Annotated in this window: 22 protein-coding genes; 5 read left to right on the forward strand and 17 right to left on the reverse strand. The window is 46.8% G+C overall.

Features of this window, described 5'->3' with window-relative positions; translation table 11 throughout:
* Nucleotides 1-3 precede the first annotated feature (3 nt).
* Genes VF724_RS00555 through VF724_RS00580 form a run of 7 tightly spaced genes read right to left on the reverse strand, consistent with a single transcriptional unit; the run spans nt 4 to nt 3,890 of the window.
* Nucleotides 4-732 (reverse strand): 3-hydroxyacyl-CoA dehydrogenase family protein, encoded by a 729-nt coding sequence (locus tag VF724_RS00555; RefSeq protein ID WP_371752262.1) that lies wholly within the window; start codon nt 730-732, stop codon nt 4-6.
* A complete protein-coding gene (locus VF724_RS00560; protein ID WP_371752263.1) occupies nt 722-1,579 on the reverse strand; it encodes a 3-hydroxyacyl-CoA dehydrogenase NAD-binding domain-containing protein in 858 nt (285 codons plus the stop codon). The genes VF724_RS00555 and VF724_RS00560 overlap by 11 nt, the downstream gene beginning before the upstream one ends.
* A 1-nt stretch (nt 1,580) precedes the next feature.
* Entirely contained in the window at nt 1,581-1,769 is a 189-nt protein-coding gene (locus VF724_RS21510; RefSeq protein WP_442788055.1) for a PaaD-like zinc ribbon domain-containing protein, read from the reverse strand.
* Nucleotides 1,750-2,397, reverse strand: coding sequence for a Phenylacetic acid catabolic protein (locus VF724_RS00565; RefSeq protein WP_371752264.1), 648 nt, complete (start codon nt 2,395-2,397; stop codon nt 1,750-1,752). Before VF724_RS00565 ends, VF724_RS21510 begins: the two co-directional genes overlap by 20 nt.
* Entirely contained in the window at nt 2,390-2,629 is a 240-nt protein-coding gene (locus VF724_RS00570; protein ID WP_371752265.1) for a hypothetical protein, read from the reverse strand. The genes VF724_RS00565 and VF724_RS00570 overlap by 8 nt, the downstream gene beginning before the upstream one ends.
* Nucleotides 2,626-2,952, reverse strand: a complete 327-nt coding sequence (locus tag VF724_RS00575; protein ID WP_371752266.1) for a metal-sulfur cluster assembly factor — start codon at nt 2,950-2,952, stop codon at nt 2,626-2,628. The genes VF724_RS00570 and VF724_RS00575 overlap by 4 nt, the downstream gene beginning before the upstream one ends.
* Nucleotides 2,953-2,954: 2 nt before the next feature.
* Nucleotides 2,955-3,890 (reverse strand): Phenylacetic acid catabolic protein, encoded by a 936-nt coding sequence (locus VF724_RS00580; RefSeq protein WP_371752267.1) that lies wholly within the window; start codon nt 3,888-3,890, stop codon nt 2,955-2,957.
* A gap of 411 nt (nt 3,891-4,301) precedes the next feature.
* Here VF724_RS00580 and VF724_RS00585 point away from each other — a divergent pair, with 411 nt between their 5' ends.
* The 5 genes from VF724_RS00585 to VF724_RS21515 are packed head-to-tail and all read left to right on the forward strand — an operon-like array spanning nt 4,302 to nt 6,602.
* Nucleotides 4,302-5,240: a Phenylacetic acid catabolic protein gene (locus VF724_RS00585; RefSeq protein ID WP_371752268.1), complete on the forward strand. Its 939-nt coding sequence runs from the start codon at nt 4,302-4,304 to the stop codon at nt 5,238-5,240.
* 1 nt (nt 5,241) lies between these two features.
* Entirely contained in the window at nt 5,242-5,568 is a 327-nt protein-coding gene (locus VF724_RS00590; protein WP_371752269.1) for a metal-sulfur cluster assembly factor, read from the forward strand.
* Nucleotides 5,565-5,786 (forward strand): hypothetical protein, encoded by a 222-nt coding sequence (locus VF724_RS00595; RefSeq protein WP_371752270.1) that lies wholly within the window; start codon nt 5,565-5,567, stop codon nt 5,784-5,786. The genes VF724_RS00590 and VF724_RS00595 overlap by 4 nt, the downstream gene beginning before the upstream one ends.
* The gene (locus VF724_RS00600) at nt 5,786-6,433 is read left to right on the forward strand and encodes a Phenylacetic acid catabolic protein (RefSeq protein ID WP_371752271.1); all 648 of its coding nucleotides are present in this window, start codon (nt 5,786-5,788) and stop codon (nt 6,431-6,433) included. The genes VF724_RS00595 and VF724_RS00600 overlap by 1 nt, the downstream gene beginning before the upstream one ends.
* 4 nt (nt 6,434-6,437) lie before the next feature.
* Entirely contained in the window at nt 6,438-6,602 is a 165-nt protein-coding gene (locus VF724_RS21515; RefSeq protein ID WP_442788056.1) for a PaaD-like zinc ribbon domain-containing protein, read from the forward strand.
* Nucleotides 6,603-6,713: 111 nt separating this feature from the next.
* Here the strand turns inward: VF724_RS21515 and VF724_RS00605 are convergent, their stop codons facing one another.
* The 10 genes from VF724_RS00605 to VF724_RS00650 form a co-directional block, all read right to left on the reverse strand.
* On the reverse strand, nt 6,714-7,415 hold the full coding sequence (locus VF724_RS00605) for an ABC transporter ATP-binding protein (protein ID WP_371752272.1): 702 nt from the start codon (nt 7,413-7,415) through the stop codon (nt 6,714-6,716).
* The gene (locus VF724_RS00610) at nt 7,416-8,204 is read right to left on the reverse strand and encodes an ABC transporter ATP-binding protein (RefSeq protein WP_371752273.1); all 789 of its coding nucleotides are present in this window, start codon (nt 8,202-8,204) and stop codon (nt 7,416-7,418) included.
* A 39-nt stretch (nt 8,205-8,243) separates the two neighbouring features.
* Nucleotides 8,244-9,212, reverse strand: coding sequence for a branched-chain amino acid ABC transporter permease (locus VF724_RS00615; RefSeq protein WP_371752274.1), 969 nt, complete (start codon nt 9,210-9,212; stop codon nt 8,244-8,246).
* Complete coding sequence (locus VF724_RS00620; RefSeq protein ID WP_371752275.1) at nt 9,205-10,080, reverse strand: branched-chain amino acid ABC transporter permease; 876 nt, start codon at nt 10,078-10,080, stop codon at nt 9,205-9,207. The genes VF724_RS00615 and VF724_RS00620 overlap by 8 nt, the downstream gene beginning before the upstream one ends.
* 46 nt (nt 10,081-10,126) lie before the next feature.
* On the reverse strand, nt 10,127-11,398 hold the full coding sequence (locus VF724_RS00625) for an ABC transporter substrate-binding protein (RefSeq protein ID WP_371752276.1): 1,272 nt from the start codon (nt 11,396-11,398) through the stop codon (nt 10,127-10,129).
* A 177-nt stretch (nt 11,399-11,575) separates the two neighbouring features.
* A complete protein-coding gene (locus VF724_RS00630; protein ID WP_371752277.1) occupies nt 11,576-12,346 on the reverse strand; it encodes an enoyl-CoA hydratase/isomerase family protein in 771 nt (256 codons plus the stop codon).
* A gap of 46 nt (nt 12,347-12,392) precedes the next feature.
* The gene (locus tag VF724_RS00635; protein ID WP_371752458.1) at nt 12,393-14,105 is read right to left on the reverse strand and encodes an adenine deaminase C-terminal domain-containing protein; all 1,713 of its coding nucleotides are present in this window, start codon (nt 14,103-14,105) and stop codon (nt 12,393-12,395) included.
* Between the two features lie 69 nt (nt 14,106-14,174).
* Nucleotides 14,175-15,053, reverse strand: coding sequence for a phenylacetic acid degradation operon negative regulatory protein PaaX (gene paaX, locus VF724_RS00640; RefSeq protein WP_371752278.1), 879 nt, complete (start codon nt 15,051-15,053; stop codon nt 14,175-14,177).
* Between the two features lie 111 nt (nt 15,054-15,164).
* Nucleotides 15,165-16,724 carry a benzoate-CoA ligase family protein gene (locus VF724_RS00645; protein WP_371752279.1) on the reverse strand — a complete coding sequence of 520 codons (1,560 nt, stop codon included), beginning with the start codon at nt 16,722-16,724 and terminating at the stop codon, nt 15,165-15,167.
* 258 nt (nt 16,725-16,982) lie between these two features.
* Nucleotides 16,983-17,783, reverse strand: coding sequence for an enoyl-CoA hydratase/isomerase family protein (locus VF724_RS00650; RefSeq protein WP_371752280.1), 801 nt, complete (start codon nt 17,781-17,783; stop codon nt 16,983-16,985).
* Nucleotides 17,784-17,962: the final 179 nt, after the last annotated feature.

Below are 17,962 nucleotides of genomic sequence, written 5' to 3' on the forward strand. Positions count from 1 at the left end.
TTATCATTCGTAACTGTAAAAGCCTTTTCCCGCTTGGATTCCCAACCATCCGGCTTGCACCATTTTTCGCAATATCGGCGCCGGCCTGTACCGGTCTTCTCCCAAATCCCGATGAAGACCGGAAAGCACTGCGTAAATGTCATCCAACCCAACTTGATCGGCCCACTCCAGAGGCCCCATCGGGTAATTTGTTCCTTTGCGCATTGCTGTATCTATGTCCTCTTTAGAGGCCATTTTTTCCGTCCATGCAAAGGCCGCTTCATTCACGATCATGGACAAAATTCTTGGAAAAACGAGTCCCGCCTCGTCTCCAACCGTTTCCGTATCTTTGCCGAGATATGCAATCAGTTGACTTGCTCTTTCCAAATAAGATGTGTCCGTTTGCAAACCCGGAGCGATTTCGATCAGTTCGCTTGAATCCTGTTTCGCAAAAGCGGCAAACCCCACCAACCGATATGGATGCATCAACCAAGAAGCGGTTTGGGTGGCGGTAACCCCCAATATGGACGACAAAATCAAAGTGTCATCTTCCACACATCGTTCAATCAACATGAGATCTTCCCTTTTTTGTTCCAAGTTGAGGTTCGTGGTTTCAATGACCGCGTCAAACCTTCCCTGTGAAGATTCTGTTATTCCATGAATCTCAATATTCGGTACGGCGGAGAAAAGTGAATGCATCGTTCGGGCCAGCGCGTTTCTGCCCAAAATCGCTACCCGCAGATTATTTGTCATAGGCATAATATCCTCCTCCGGTTTTGCGCCCGAGTTGCCCCGACTGCATCATCCGCTGCTGGTAATAATGCGGTCGAAAACGGGGATCGCCGAAGAAAGCTTGGTGTACGGATTCCGTTGTGGAAAAATTAATGTCAATGCCGATCATATCCTGGAGTTCAAAAGGCCCCATACGAAATTTCCCTGCTTTCCTCATGATCCGATCGATCTGCTCAACATTTGCCACACGATCTCCCAAAATTCGCAGCGCTTCATTATAAAATGGACGAGCAATCCGGTTTACAATAAATCCGGGAGTATCTTCGCATATTACAGGGCTTTTGCCGATGCTGGAAACAAAGGAGACAAGCGCTTTTACGATATCACTCTCCGTAAGTAATCCCCTGACGACTTCAACCAGAGGCATGACATAAGCAGGATTAAAAAAATGAAGTCCCGCTATCCGACCGGGATTTTGGGTTGCGCTTGCCAATTCGGTAATGGAAAATGAAGAAGTGTTCGTTGCCAATATCGTTTCATTCGGACAATACTCACCCAACTGCCGAAACAACCTTTTTTTCAATTCCAGCTTTTCCGGCACTGCCTCGATAATCAACTCGCAGTTTTTCATGTCCGCCAGTTCAACCGTCGGCTCAATCCTTTTTTTGACTTGATCTCCATCCAGATGAGTCAACTTCCCTTTTTCCACCAATCGATCGATTCGCAGACCAATTTGGGACACCGCTTGTTGAGCAATGGATTCCTGAATATCGTACAGTAATACCCGATAGCCGGATTGTCCGATGATTTGGGCAATGCCGGACCCCATCGTTCCCGAACCAAGCACTCCTACCGTGTGAAATTCCATATTATTCACTGCCCCTTTGGGTTTGATCCCCTGAATTTTCCTGCCATCGGATATATTCAAAAACGCTTCGGCAATCACTGCAGAAATACTGCCTCACAAGTTGAAACGTGCCGAAATGGGACATCATGGAAACCTCGGAGGAATCACAAAACGGACAATGCACTTGTTGCTCAAACGACATGGGAAACATCCATTTCTTCCCGGAGTTGATCGATTCGCCCCTGAAAGCGCTTAACCAGATTGCGATCAGCCAGCCTGTAACCTTCCGCAATCAAGGCGGAATCCTGTTCGATCTTGTTCAACCAGTTCAAGGCATCCGGTATCGCTTTTTCCAATCCTTCATTGCATTTATGAGGAATCGCTCCCTTATCCTTCAATAATTGCCGAACCCAATTTCTGGAGTAGATGATGTGTTCCTTCTGCTCCTTCAGCAGCTTATGAATGCGGTGAGCAACCTCGGAATGATTTGCTTCAAGAATGTCCTGCAGAACGAGTTCCAGCGCTTCGTTAACCGCATACACGCTAGTAATGAGGTCAAACCAGTTATCAATGGAAACAACCGACGAAAATGCCCTGCCCGTTTGATCTTCGATTTCCGGTTTTTTTCCTTCCAAGCCCTGCAGATCGAACGCCCAGTTATACAAAAGTCGGGCATGCCCAAGTTCACCTTGAGCCATGGCTATAGACGCCAGCGTAGCTTCCAAATTGGGGCCGCTGATTCCGATTTCCACCAACCGATCTCCCAATACGTATTTATTATCCGCAATCTGTTGAATAATTTCGATAAAAGCTTGTAATCCTGCTGATATTTCATTCACGGCTTCCCACACCTTCCTTTTCAAAAAGTCCTTCAGGCTGCCTAACCCAGCAGATTTGGTCTTTTCGCACCACGCACATCTCCGCCCAATCCTCCTCATCATAAATGAAGGTGGCATAGACTTTGGCCAATTCGTCGTTCTGGGCTTCGACTTCACCAATCAGGATCAGATTGTCGCCTCTGTTAATTCGCGCAAACACGTTGTATTCAAAACTCGTTTCCATAGAGCTCATCCCGAGCTTACCCCCCAACTTTTCAATGTTTTCCGTGCATCGGGACTCAAGCGTTCCACCGTCCAGGGAGGGTCCCACACGACATTGATTTTTATTTCTTTGACATCGGGCTCCTGCGACAAACGCTTCAAAATATCGTCTTGAATCCACTCCATACATGCACAGGAAACAGCGGTATAGGTCATGGTCAACGCAACTTCACCCTGCGATTCCTCAATATCATAAATGAGTCCCATATCTACAACATTCACGGGAAATTCAGGATCGTTGACTTCTTTAAGCGCATTCCAGCAACTGCGAACCAATGGATTCGTGTCCGGCATTTTTATCCGACCTCTTTTCGCAATTCCGCCATCTGCTGCGCGCCGGATTGAATACGCTCGACGAATTCCCGGTTCCGCGGCCCTCTGCGCTTAAACCGTTCAATCATGTTGTCCCAGGTATCCGGCTGATCGGTCAGCCACTTTTTGTTTTCCACATCAAATTTGCAAGGAAAGGGAACGGTCAGTACATATTGATTCGTCGTCTCGTCATAATAGGCCGGCACCTTCACTCCGATGGATTCACAGAACGGCACACCTGTGGACAACCATTTTTGACGAAGTTCGTCATTCGTTCTGCCTTTCAACTTATATTCCAATTGAGTGGAACGGCTTTTCAACTCGTCGGCGACCCCGAAAAATTCCAAGGCCATCAGGAACATCCATTCAACAGCTTGCTCGACTTGCTTCCTGGTTTCCGGATTTTCCATTGCCGAGCGCATGATAGTCTCGCCATTACGCAGATGAAACAATTCCTCTTTATCCACTTTAATCAGCGCCCGTTTCCAAGGACCATAAGAGGTGTGCTCAAAAGCGTCTCCCAGGAGAGTATAACCGGCGCGGTCAAAAAATGCGTTAAAGACGCCGAGCTCAATCCAATTGGAAAGTTCAAAATCAAAAGCATATGGGTTTTTCCACTGATGAGCGGGACGATTGTACAACAACTCATCAATATCCTCGCCCAGTTCTTTCAAAAGACGGTAAGCGATATGCGCATGACCGATTTCATCCTGCATAATCGCCAGTGCGGTAATTTTGCTGTTTAATGTGGGCGCCTGTTTGTATACAGTGAGAAGCGGAGGCACGCTGAGCAGTTCCGTGTCTCCGACAATCCGCAGCGTCTGCTTTAAAGTATTGAGATATTCTTCATTCATGTCCTCGATTTTCTCGACGATAAATCCTTTGTTGATTTTTTCCTTCAGCAAGTTAAAACCATCCAACCCAATCACCTCATTACGTTTTTTATTTTATCGTTTATTTAGCGTAATAATATGATATTGTTTATTGTCTGTCAAGCAACTTTTTTACACTATATTCATGTTAACTTCATTTTCAGACTCGATTTATTATTTTTTTATTACGTTTGTAATTTATACATAATATTATAAAGAGGGGCGTTTTCTTGTATTACTGCAAAAAAACTCCCCTGAATTCTTGACAAACAAACTTAAAAACATCGCAAAAACCACTTAAAATCCCTTTATTTTTGCCTATTAACAAATCTACTCCCCACATACAAGAAGCCTCTGGCCATTTCTGTTAATTTTTCGTCTTGACAGGAATTGATCGTTTATTTATATTATGTTATGTAAACGATCGTTATTATAGCATTAATAAAGGGTGTGAATGGAATGGACAAAACAGAAAGATTAAAAGAAAAAATTAAAAGCGGATTTATGCTGGAATGTAAGGATGATATGAGCGAGGAGTACCTCCATTTATTAATTCAAACTTTGACAATTGTCGCTGATACGGAACTCATGAGCGCTCCCGCAATGTTATCGAGCTATAAGGACGCTCCGACGTTAAACAATAAGATATCCATTTTGGCCGTCGTCCAAGATGAAATTGGCCATGCGCATATTGCGCTTCGTTTATTGAAAGATTTGGGCGTCGACACAGACCATTTGCTTTATGAAAGACCCCACAACGAATTCAAAAATCCGTACGCAATGGATTTTGCCCTCGACAACTATGAGGAAATCGGAGTGTTTAATGCTCTTTTTGACCGCGCCGGCTATACGCTGCTTGGCGATGTATACCAACATACGTCGTTCGGTCCTTGGAAAAGAGCTTTGGTTAAAGTCGACAAAGAGGAATTATTCCATCTGCGCCATGGCGAAACGATCATGAAATTGTCCATGGATAAAGGCGGGGAAGCCGAAGAAAAAGTCAAGCATGCCCTTGAATGGATGTTTTTAATGGCTCTTGAATTTTTCGGAGTTGGAGACAGTCTGAAAAAACGTTCAGGTCAATTGGAATACAAGCTTAAAGGAAGTTCGAATGATGAACTGCGGCAAAAGTGGTTTTCAACGGCAGTGCCTTTTTTTGAATCCATCGGGGTCAAAGTCCCGGTCGTTTATGATGAAAATACGGGTAAATATTCGTTGAACGTTTCATTCCCGTGCAAATTTGATATGGAAAACAAAAAATGGCTGTATGATCAACCGGATACTTGGGACGGCGCAATCGCGCGTTGGAAAACCCGCGGGCCCAACAACAAACAGTTTGTTGATCTGCTGCGCAGCGGACGCCGCGAGCTGGAAACTCTTAGAGAAGAGGCGGTGTGACATGAGCGCAACCGATATTCGTGAACATCGTTACTGGGATGCCCTTAAAGAGGTGAACGATCCGGAGTTTCCGATTAGTGTCGTAGATTTGGGATTGATTTATCAGATCGAACAAAATGCCGGCAAAGTGACGGTAACAATGACTTTTACCGCCGCTTCCTGCGCTTGCATGCAGTGGATGGAGGAAGATATTTCGAAGAGGTTATTACAAGAACCGGATGTCGAGGAAGTGAGCATTCGAGTTGTTTGGGACCCGCCCTGGACGGCGGAACGCTTGACCGAAAATGGCCGGCAAAAATTAAAACATTGGGGGGTAAGCGCAAGATGAACAAGCAAACTTACGAAATATTCGCCCGAATCCATCGCGGCGACGATCTGATGCAGATCGGCACGGTGGAAGCGCAATCCGACGATTTGGCTATCGCTTATGCCGCTTATATATACAACGAAGAGGAATGGACCGATATGATTGCAGTCCGGCGCGATCATATCCTGAAGGTTCGTCAAGCGGAACCCCTATTTTCTAAGGAAAGGATGTCTGTATAATGGTTGAACAAAGCACAGGGCTAAAAGCATTTATTGAATTAGTGGAAGCAATTGCGGACAATAAGTTTATATTGGGCGACCGCCTGGTTGAAATCGGTATTGGCGGCCCGGATATCGAGGCTGCAACATCGGCGATTGCAATGGCCCAGGGGGAATTGGGACATTCAAGGATTCTCTATAATTGGATCCAAGATCTGAAAGGACGTCAAGGAACCAAACCGGAAATCAAAAACCAAACCGGAAAGGCATTTAACGGCGTTGTCCAGATCAACGGTTGGCTGACCTTGATTGCCGCTCTTTATACAGTGGATGTTGCCCAGGATCTTGTGTTGAACTCGATTCTTCAGGCTCGACGGGAAGACGTTATCTCGCGAATTCACAAGCTGATGAAAGAACAACGCGAACATATTCTCTATTCACGCGGTTGGGCCAACTCATTATTAAATGACAGAATGTCTGTTCCCCGCAAATTCAACGAAGCTTTGGACCGGATCATACCGGAAGTGGAGAAATGGCTGGCGGATCTTAATGCAAGTCATGTGCTGAAAGACGAAGGTTATTTATCGAGAGAATTAGACTTGCTAAAAAGCTTCCGGGAGCAAATCGGCCTGATGAGAGAAAAAGGGGGAACGGTCCATGCTTGTTGAACAAATGCAGGTGCATTGTTCGTTTTGCGATTCAACGGATGTCGAAATTTATTCCTCGTTCGGTACGGCGCAACTTGTACGCCAATATTATTGTCACTGTTGTCATAGTGTGTTCGAATTTATCAGGTGGCAGGAAAAAGAAACCGTGATATTTCAAAAATCCTCGTAGGTTTTGTCATTCGTTGCGGAGTAGAGTAGAACTGAAATTTTATTGGAGGGCGTGAGCCCTCCTTTTACTTTTCCAGTTACCCGTTCATTTCGCACTTTATTTAATGACCATTTAATGACCCGTTCCGAGGTACTGGACCTTCACTTCAGTGTTGTTCCGCAAATCATCGGGGGTTCCTTCAAAAACAACTTGACCTTTGCTCAAAATGTACACCCGATCAGCCACCTTTAATGCCATGGCAATATTCTGTTCAACCATCAGTATGGACAAGCCTTCTTTTTTCAATCGCGAGATGATATTCGCGACTTCCTGAACCATAATCGGAGACAATCCTTCCGAAGGTTCATCCAGCAGCAAGAGATCAGGGTTCGTCATCAGAGCCCTGCAGATGGAGAGCATTTGCTGCTCGCCGCCGCTGAGATTCCCCCCCATGGACAGACCTCTTTCCTTCAAGCGGGGAAACAATTCATATACCTTTTCCAGCGTCCATCCCGATCCTGAACAGGATCTCGCGGCAAGTGTAAGATTTTCCTTAACCGTCAAATTCGGGAAAATACCTCTCCCCTGCGGGGACAAGCCAATGCCCGACTTGGCAATCTTATAGGAAGGAAGCTGTTGAATCTCGTTTCCCTGAAAGACGATCTTCCCGTGCCTCGGCGGGGTAAAGCCGATGATCGAACGGATGGACGTTGTCTTGCCCATTCCATTGCGCCCCAGAATCACGGACAGACTGCGCTCCTTGACTTCCATCGATACGCCATGCAGAATGTGGCTATCGCCATAATACGTATGAATATTCTCGACCTGAAGCATCTACAAAACCCCATCCTCTCCAAAATAGATTTCGTAGACACGGGGATCGTTCCGAATGATTTGCGGATCTCCTTCCAGCAAAATCCCCCCATTGTGCAGCACCGTCACTTTCTCCGCCACGCCGAAAACGACTTCCATATCATGCTCGATGATGAGAAGCGTCAGATCTTTAGGCAGCCGCTGCAGCAGATCCAGGATGTACTGCGTCTCCTTATTGGACATGCCTGCCGTTGGTTCGTCCAAAAGCAGCACTTTCGGTTCCATGGCAATGCCCAATAAAATCTCCGCCTGCCGCTGTTCGCCATAAGACAGCTGCTTGACCCTGGAGTTGCGGCGATCGTAAAGCCCCCATGTTTCCAGCAATTCTTCGGCCCGATCATACATCTTGGCAAAATATCGCCTTTCCCTCGGACGGAACCAGATATGTTCCACTCCCTCCTTCACCTGCAGCGCCAGCAGCAAATTCTCCATGACCGTCAATTCGTTTAACAGATTATTGCGTTGAAAAGTCCGCACCAAACCGTTTCGCACACGGCCAAAATTCGGCATACCCGTAATTTTTTCGCTGAAATAAACAACTTCCCCCGCCGAAGGCTCCAGATCACCTGCAATGATGTTGAACAGCGTCGATTTGCCCGCTCCGTTCGGACCGATAAACGCCCTGCGTTCCCCCTGTTTGACGGAAAAGGAAAGATCCTGCAAAATTTTCAGGCCGCCAAAGCTTTTGCCCACTCCCTCCAGCCGCAGCACTTCAACTTCAGCATCAAAATCATGTTTTTGCATCGACATACCATTCCTCCCGCTTGCTATGGCCCATCAACGGCACGATTAATTTTCCGCATTCAGCGGAACGCTTGCTCCGGCGGCGCGTTTTTTCCGTAAAGATCCGATTCCCGCTATTCCTTTGGGGATAAAAATCACGAATAAAATAAAAACGATTCCCAGGATGAGCATCCATAAATCCGTATATGAACCGACGACTGTTTTCAATATGACAATAAAAGCGGCTCCGAGCACGGGGCCGATCAACGTGGCGACCCCGCCGACAAGAACCATGATCAGCACTTCCCCGGAAAGCGTCCAGTAAACATCCTTCGGAGAAACGAAACCGTTGAAATAAGAATACATGCTTCCGGCCACTCCACCCAAGCCCCCGGCAATCAAAAAGGAGTAGATTTTATAGAGGGTCGTATTGTAGCCCATGGCTTTCATGCGAACCTCGTTCTCGCGAATGCCGGACAATATTTGGCCGAACGGGGAACGAAGCACAATATTCAGCCCGAGCAGGACGACGCCAAAGACGATTAAAATCAAAAAATAAACCGATACCCCGCTGTCAATCCGAAACGACGGGAGCAGCCTCGGCTTCGGTATGCCGGAAAGACCGTTGTCCCCTCCCGTCAAGCTTCCCCAACGATACACCAGACCGTAGATCATCTGCGAAAATGCCAGTGTCAGCATCAAAAAGTAAAAACCGCTCACTCGGGTGCAAAAAAATCCAATGACCGCCGAAACGATAACCGCAATAATAAAACCGCCGGCCAGCGTTATCATCAAGTGGTCCGAAAAATGCAGCGCAATCAGGCTTGAGGCGTAGGCGCCCACCCCGAAAAAGGCCGCATGTCCCAATGAAACAAGCCCGGTATAGCCGACAAGAACGTTTAAGCTGAGCGCAAAAATACTAAAAATCAGAATCTCGCTGGCAATCCCCAAAACATAAGAAGAGAACAGCAACGGAATGAGACAAAGCGCCGCCAACAAGACAAAGTAAGGGAACCATCGGATGCCTTTATCCATTTCCGTGCACCTGCTTTCCTAACAACCCGGTCGGTTTCACGATCAAAACAACGGCCATCAGCCCGAAAATAATGAACAAACTCAACTGCGGAAACAGCACTTTGCCAAAAGTATCGACCACTCCAATAATCAGGCTGGCAATCAGCGTGCCCAAAATCGACCCCAATCCCCCGACAACCAGAATAACCAGCGACAGGATCAGAATTTCGAATTCCATCCCGGGAAAAAGTCCTAATATGGGCCCGGCCGCTACGCCACCGAATCCGGCGAGAAAACCGCCGACGGCAAACACGACCGTAAATACCAATTTGATATTGATACCCAGTCCGCCGACCATTTCTTTATTACTCAGGCCCGCGCGAACGATCGCTCCCCAGCGGGTTTTTTCCTGCAGAATCCACATTGCCGCCGCCACGCCGAAACCAATTCCCATGACCACCAACCTGTAAAGCGGAAAGGTTTGACCGAACAGCTCCACCGCCCCGCCGAGCCAATCCGGCAGCGGCAGCCACTGCACATCCGCCCCCCACATCCAGCGCACGATGTCATGAATCACGTAGGCAAGTCCAAAAGTCAGCAAAACTTGCGACAAATGACCGAGATGATAGGTCGGCCTCAGCAAAAAAACTTCCAGCAGCACACTGATCAGTCCGACTAGGAGAGGTGCGACAATGAGCGCAAGCAGAAAATTTTGAATGGTGTAATGGGTAATGGCAAGGGCCAAATAGGCCCCTACCATATAAAGAGATGCGTGAGCGAGATTAAGCACGCCCATGATGCCGAATATCAATGACAAACCGCTGGTGATCATGAACAGGAGCAAACCGTAGGATAAACCGTTTACCAATTGAATGCCAATCACGTCCAAGAACCATCTGCCCCCTTAAATCGATAAATATCGAACCTCTTATTTCTTATTTCCCGGGATCTTTGAATTCTCCCACGGTTTCGACAAACTCGTTTTCCGTCTTGCCGTCTTTAATGACCGTCTTAAATACGTGCAGATTTTGAATAACGTGATGCGTTTCCGGATCCAGCTTCAGCGGACCGCGCGGGCTCGCAAACGAGACTTTGCCGAATTCATCGGAAACTTTCTTCTTATCCGATGTATCGCCCTTCAAATTGTTGAACACTTCCACAATCATCCTGGCCGCATCGTAACCTTCGACGGATTCGATGCTCGGCCTGCTGTTGTATTTCTTCTCGTAAGCATCTACGAAAGCTTTGTTCTCCGGGGTTTGCATGCCGTAATCCCAGAACATGGTGCTGACGACGCCTTCTCCCGAATTTCCCGTTGCCGGGCGGATGTCTTCGGCATTCAGCCAGCCGGAGCCGATCAACGTGATTTTGCCTTTCAGGCCGTACTGTTCGTACTGCTTGACGAACCGCACCGCATCGCTGCCGGCGAAAAAGCTGTATACGGCTTCCGGTTTGGCGCTTTTAATTTGTGTAAGGTAGGAAGCATAGTCGTTTGAACCTAGCGGCGGATAAACCTCTCCGACGATTTCGCCGCCGGCGTCTGTAAACGCTTTCTTGAAAGCTTTGGAAACTTCTTTCCCAAAAGCATAATCCGCGGCCGCAAGATAAACTTTTTTGGCAATATGACCATAAGCGTATTGTCCCATCGAAGTTCCGATTTGCCAGGAATTGAACGAAGAACGCCAGATGTAGTCACTGCGCTTGCTTCTTGTCAAATCATCTCCTCCGGCATGGGCCACAAGATACGGCACCTGCTTGGAGTTGACTTCATCGCGCAATGCGTAAGCGACTGCCGTGCTTACCGTTCCCGTCAGGATGTCGATTTTGTCCTGATCCACCAGCTTGCGGAATTTGCGCAGCGACGCCTGCGGATCATTCTCCTCATCCTCTTTGATCAGTTCGATTTTTTTACCGCCGGCTTGCCAATTGACGCTTTCAAAATAAAGCTCCATGCCTTTCGTCAAGTTCTCGCCAAGAGAAGCGTAAACCCCGGAGTAGGGCAGAATTGCCCCAATTTTGACGGTTTCCTGCGCTTTATTGCCGGCATCGCCATTGTTCTTCGGCTGCTCACTTTGCTGAGCGGTTTCTTTCGGTTTGTCGGAAGATGCCGCCTCGTTCGAAGCGGTTTTTTGCGTTCCCTGCCCGCATGCGGAAATAAATACCATGATCGCGAGCAAAAGAAAGTAAAGCAGTTTGTGTTTTTTCATCAGACCCACCTCTTGTTTTGAATTTTTGAACAATTCAATCACATTATATCGTCTTATTAAGCCTAATACAATGTTTTTTATATTATCGATTTCAAAACATAATATTGTTTATTTAAAGAACGGATTAAAATACATAATATTAATAGACAAAAAAATATCCATACGACCTTCCTCTTCCTATCTGTTTTTCCACACAGGCTCCCGTTTTTCCAAAAAAGATTTGAGTCCTTCTTGGGCATCTTCCGTTTGCACCAAATCCCGCAAATAAATTTGTTCTACTTTTTCTATAGCTGCGGCAAAAGTGACCGCCATTGTTTCACGCAACGCTTTTCTCGTTAAACGCAGAGCAAGAGCACTTTTATTCTTGAATTGGCTTAACAGATGATCCAAGTGTTCCTCCAGTTTATGTGAGGGGACCAATCGATTTACAAGCCCCCATTCGTACGCTTTTTGCGCACTGATCGTATCGCCAGTAAGTAGAAGTTCCATTCCGCGGTTTAATCCTATCAACCATGGGAAGGTAACGATCGACACAGGCGGAAAAAGTCCAAGATTGATTTCCGGCTGCCCGAATTTTGCCTGATCGGTGGCAATCACAATATCACAAAACGTGGCCAGTTCGCAGCCCCCACCAAGCGCCGCACCCTCCACAACGGAAATAGTGGGACACGGCACTTCCAGCAATCGATGAAACATGTTGTGAAACAAATGGATCATCGGCTCGGTTTTGTCGCCCATATGATCCTCCACCGCCACCCCGGCAGAAAAAGCCTTTCCTTCGGCACGAATGACCAGCGCATGAAGCGAGTCCTCCTTGCAAACGGAAGACAGCGCTTCCACAATTTCATTCATCATCTCCATATTCAATACATTGACCGGCGGCCGCTTCAATACGAGTCTTGCGATTCGATCTTCCACTGAAAAATCAATGTAATTGTATGATGACATGATTGTACCTCCCCCTTTTCCTCATTTTAAAGGATCGCACTAGCCACTACATTGTTCGTGCCGGTTTGAGCACTTCGTCCGCACGAACATCATACAATCCCAGCGGAACCAAGCGAAGCCCGGGCAAAAAATCGCAGGTCAGGAACAACAACGTATACAGAATGTCATGAAAAGGGTAACCGCGATCCTGCACAGCGGACAGCAAGGCATTCTGATACTCGACCGCTTTGCCGAAGTCCGAGCTTGTCGTCATCATTCCCGTCAACGGAAGCGGTATTTCCAAAACAACCTCCCCACCTTCCACCAAGACGATTCCTCCGCCAAGTTCAAGCACTCGCATGGCGGCCTTTGACATCGCTTCGGGATGATTGCCGATGGTCAGCAACTGCGTGGTCGTATTATAGGTACTGGCCATCCCTTCAAGCGTTGTTGCGAAGTTTTCAAGTATGGCATGCGATACCCATTGTCCGCCCCGTTCAATAAGGCTGGCATACATGAGCCCGGAATCTTTGGACAGGTCTACGCATCCGCTGCGGATCGGCAGATCCATTTCCTTTTTGCGGGTAATAACTGTGCTGCGGAAGCTGGCCACCGGCACGGGTCCGTCAGCCGTATAGTGCGGATACCTGTACAGGTTCAAATCCTGCAAACGTTCTTTCTTGATCCCGAAAGGATTTTTTTCCATATAACGATGCCAATCCAACTGCGGAAGCGCTGCAGACAGCTTTCCCCCCTCGGCCACTACTTCTCCTCCGGCGATCACCGTTTCAGGCCTGAACGAAACAAGGTCGGGAAGAATAAGCACGTCAGCCAATCTCGAAGGAGAAATTCCTCCTATCTGTTCATCCATTCCCAGATATACAGCGGCATTAATCGTGGCCATCTGTATCGCCTGCATCGGAGATACACCCATTTCTACTGCTTTCCTCAGCAGCACATCCACACATCCCTCGTCTTCAATGAATGCGGGATGCGGTCCATCCGTAGTCATCAACACGCGATGTGTCGATACTTTCTGCTTGGTAATCATCTTGATAATCTCCGGAAAATCGGGCCGAAGCGAACTGTTTCGCAATGTCGTCCACATCCCGAGCCGCAGTCTGTCCAACGCCTCGTTTGCAGTGATCGCTTCATGACAGGCGCTGATTCCAGCGTCAACAATCGAATTCAGCTTTTCATAAGAGCATCCCGCCGTATGCCCATCGGAAATCTTCCCAAGACTCTTCGCATAATCAATCGTATCAAGGATCATCGGATCTCCTTTATACAGAAGCGGCCACCTTGTCACTTCCGCGGTTCCTACAACATCTTTCCGATCCAGCAATCTCCTGATATCCGTTTCGTTATACCAATCCCTTTCTCCCGGGTATTCAGCTTGGGAAACGAGACGGACAAGCCATAAATTGTTGCCTATAAGATCTGTCAGATCATCCAGCATTCTCCCGAATCCTTCAGGTCCCATCCGCAAATAAAAGAATAAATTATCATGCACGACGGTGGTGGTGCCAAGCGGAACAACCTTTGACATGAGGCTGATCGGGTTGTAGATTACCCAAGGATGAGCATGGGGTTCAATATATCCGGGAGAAACATATTTCCCTTCCGCATTCAGGATTCTTGTGTTTTCTCCAATTGACTGTTCGCCTTCCCCGACATAAGCGATGCGGTTTTTATAGATTGCGACATTCATCCGGAGAAATTCTCCGGAATATACATTGATCACCGTGCCTCCCTTAATATAAAGGTCGGCGGGTCGCATTCCTTGCGCTACTTCAATCAATTCGCGGCGCGCTGCATTTGGTTTCAAATCCGCTCTCCTTTCTGAAAATTACAGATAAACCTCCGCAAACGGGTTAATGGCTCTTTCGCGAGACGCGGATAAATGGATGTCTGGAGCATGTTCAAACACACTTTCAAAATATCGAACGGCTTGAGTGGAGATGAGTTGGTGAATATGCCAGAACAAATCCCTGGCAACATTGCCGTTCCAAGCACTCGGCAAAAAATCCATTGGAAAACCGGGGTCCTTAAATAAAAACTTTCGATAGATATGGACGAGATATATGCGTTCGACAAACGCCTCCACATCTGTTAAGGTATTGTCCCAAACACGATCTTTTAATTGTTCATATTTGGGCTTGTATGTTTCAATAAATGTCTGGTATTCGCTCTGTATTTCGTGCAGATTCCATCCCTTTTCAATGATATACTGGTTGTCATGAGAGATGACGGAAGCGGAACTGAACAACATCGTGTAATCATATAAGTCGTATGTGCGGACCATTTCCATTATTTGTTCCTCCAAAGGATTGGGACTGACCCATGTTCCATTGGACATCAAACCGAAACCGGTCCATAGCAGTTCCTTACGAATTTGATTCCGCAAATCCCTTTTCTCCTCGGGAACGGAATAAGTCAATATCCGCCAATAACCATCCCATTTATGGTTATTCACGGAATAGACTCTCCTGACGCCGTCTTCGATCCGGCGCTTTCCTTTATCGGTAAGACTGTAATAGCTTTTGTTTCCGACTCTTCTGACTTTGAGCAAATCTTGTTGGACCATTCTCAATGTCGCGCCTCGTACCGACGATTCGGATATGCCGAATTCCGACATCATGCGGATTAAACTGCCGATCCATATCTCTCCGCCGTAATAACGAATAAAATCGCCGAACAACGTAAACATCAGTGATCTGGGTTTCACAATATCACCTTCTAGTTTGGTTTTTTTCCCAAGTGATGCACTGATATCAAGAGTATGCCAGTTTGGCGAAAATTGCAAGATTACGGCGCGCGCGCTTGAACGACCGATTTCCTATGCTCTAAGCCTGAATCTTTGGATTTTCCCCGTGGTCGTTTTTGGCAATTCGTCCAAAAACTCAATCAATCTGGGGTATTTATAAGGAGCCAACTCCTGTTTCAAGAACGCCTGCAGTTCACGTTTCAAACCATCCGATGCAATAACGTTTTCTTTTAAGACAACGTAGGCTTTGGGAGTCATGAGATTATTTTCCGTCATTACACCTACCACCGCAGCCTCGAGAACGACTTCATGCTTGATTAAAGCGTTTTCAATTTCAATGGGAGACACCCAGATTCCGCCAACCTTCATCATGTCATCCGAACGCCCGCAATACCAGAAGTACCCGTCATCGTCCATGTAGTATTTATCACCGGTCTGCAGCCACTCTCCAATGAACTTTCGTTTGTTTTCTTCATGCAAGTTCCAGTAGCCGTGAGCGATGCTGTCACCCTTGATAATCAAATCTCCCGTTTCATTGGGAGGGAGGGCAACTCCCATTTCATTCACAATTTTTGCTTCATATCCTGGCACTACTTTGCCGGTGCTTCCTTCCCGGATGTCCCCGATTCTATTGGATATAAAAATATGTAGAGCTTCGGTGGAACCGATACCGTCAAGAATATCCACTCCGAAAAGCTTTCTCCATTTCTCGGAATATGGTGCTGGCAGGGACTCGCCGGCCGAGACGCAAATCCTGAGCGACGACAGATCGTATGGATTGCCCGTGCGTTCAGCCAAATCAATCAACGCTCCGTACAGCGTAGGAACACCGAAAAAGATGGTCGGTCGATACTTTTCGATCGTTTCCATGACCAACTCGGGCGTACAGCGGTCCGGAACCAATACTGTCGAAGCCCCTGCGCCGAGTGGGAAATACATTCCGTTTCCCATCCCGTAAGCGAAAAAAAGCTTGGACGCCGAAAAAGTAATGTCATTTTCGCTTATTTTCAACACCTTTTTGGCATATGCGTTGTATGCTGCTTCCATATCCCGTTGCAAATGAATAACGCCTTTGGGATTCCCCGTGCTTCCGGAACTGTACAGCCAAAATGCGGCATCATTATGATTCGTTATTGCCGTTTCCAATTGTGCGGAAGCATTTCCAGTCCACTCTCGGTAACTGATTAAACCGGGAATATTGTTAGCGTTTTCAAAAATAACAATAACATGCTTGAGAAAAACGAACCGCTCCCGCAAATGATTGATTTTGTTCCATAGATCCTCATTAGTGATGACTACTTTCGCCCTGCTGTTATTCAAAAAATATTCGAAGTCGGATGGGGTCATTGTTGTATTGACTGGAATCGGAATTGCTCCGATTTTAATGGCCCCGAAGAAGGATGCGATAAATTCGGGAGAATCGTAACAGGCCAGAAGGACCCGACTTTCCATTTCGACTCCAAGTTGTCTGAGGGCATTTCCAACCCGGTTGACTTGATCCTGCAGTTGTTTGAATGTTATTTTCTCATTCAAATAGTGAATGGCAACTTTGTCGCCAATACCGTTATTCACATTTTTATCGATAAAAGTGGCGGCCGCGTTATACAATGAGCCTATACCGCGCAATTCCATTTTCCAAACCATCCCCCTTTTCAAAAAAAGCAGTTTTGTATTGCCGGATAAAATTATTAATTATGCAATATTGACTACCTTGAAAATCCACTTCCTCTAAAAAAATATTCCAATGTGAATTCTTCAAGGACGCTTCAGCTTGCCATTTTCATCACCTGCTGGTGCGTGCCATAAAAATGGCATGGGACGTCTATCTGCAGCATAGCCAATATTGCATATCTTTTTAGGATGGATTTTTCACTGACTCCATAACTTTGATTAGCGCCCTTTCCACTCGGGTTTGCGCTTTTCCAGGAATGCGCTCAGTCCTTCTTTGGCGTCTTCCGAACGGAACAGCAGGTTCTGCAGTTCGCCTTCATAGCGAATCGCCACGTTCAGCGGCATTTCGATGCCGTTCATGATCGACAATTTGATGTTCGATACCGCGTAGGTCGCGCTGTCCACAATTTTCCGCGCATACTCCAGTACCTTTTCCCGTGTTTGTTCTTGCGGGAATACGTCATTGACCAATCCGATCCGCTTCGCTTCCTGCGGCGATATCGTCTTGCCCGTAATGTTCATATCCAGCGCGCACGAATGTCCGACCAAACGAGCCAGCCGCTGCGTACCGGCCGTTCCCGCCAACACGCCCAGGGTCACTTCCGGGAGTCCGATTTGTCCCGCCTGATCTCCCATGAAGCGCAGATCGCAGCCCAACGCCATTTCCAGGCCTCCGCCGACCGTATGCCCTTCCAGGCAGGCGATGAAAATCTGCGGAGCCCGCGCCATCATATCCAGCGTTTCATTGCAATACAGGCAAAATTGTGTTTTGAACCGGGGGTCGGCCTGCTTCAGAAAATTGATGTCCGCCCCTGTGGAGAAAAACTTCGGCACGTCACTCATCAATATCGCCACTTTGATGTCGCTGTCAAAACGGATATCATCGATCACGGCATTAAATTCCCGGTAAAAATTCAAATCATACGAATTGGCTTTGTTGATGTGCAGATGAATCTCGGCTATGCCGTTGTCCTTTTTCAAGGTTAGAAATTGTTTTTGACTGACTGTTGCGGTAGTCATATACATCCTCTCCCTTAAATTTATTATGTTTTTATCGCTTTCGTCCGTATTTCATAATTTACAGAAATATATAAATATTATCAAAGTTTGTTTTATTGAAATTATAAATATTTTATGACACTTTGCTCTTATATGCTTTATATTTCTCATTATTTCATAAATATTATATTTTTTTTGCG

Origin of the sequence: Ferviditalea candida (assembly GCF_035282765.1) — a bacterium.
GTDB lineage: Bacteria > Bacillota > Bacilli > Paenibacillales > KCTC-25726 > Ferviditalea > Ferviditalea candida.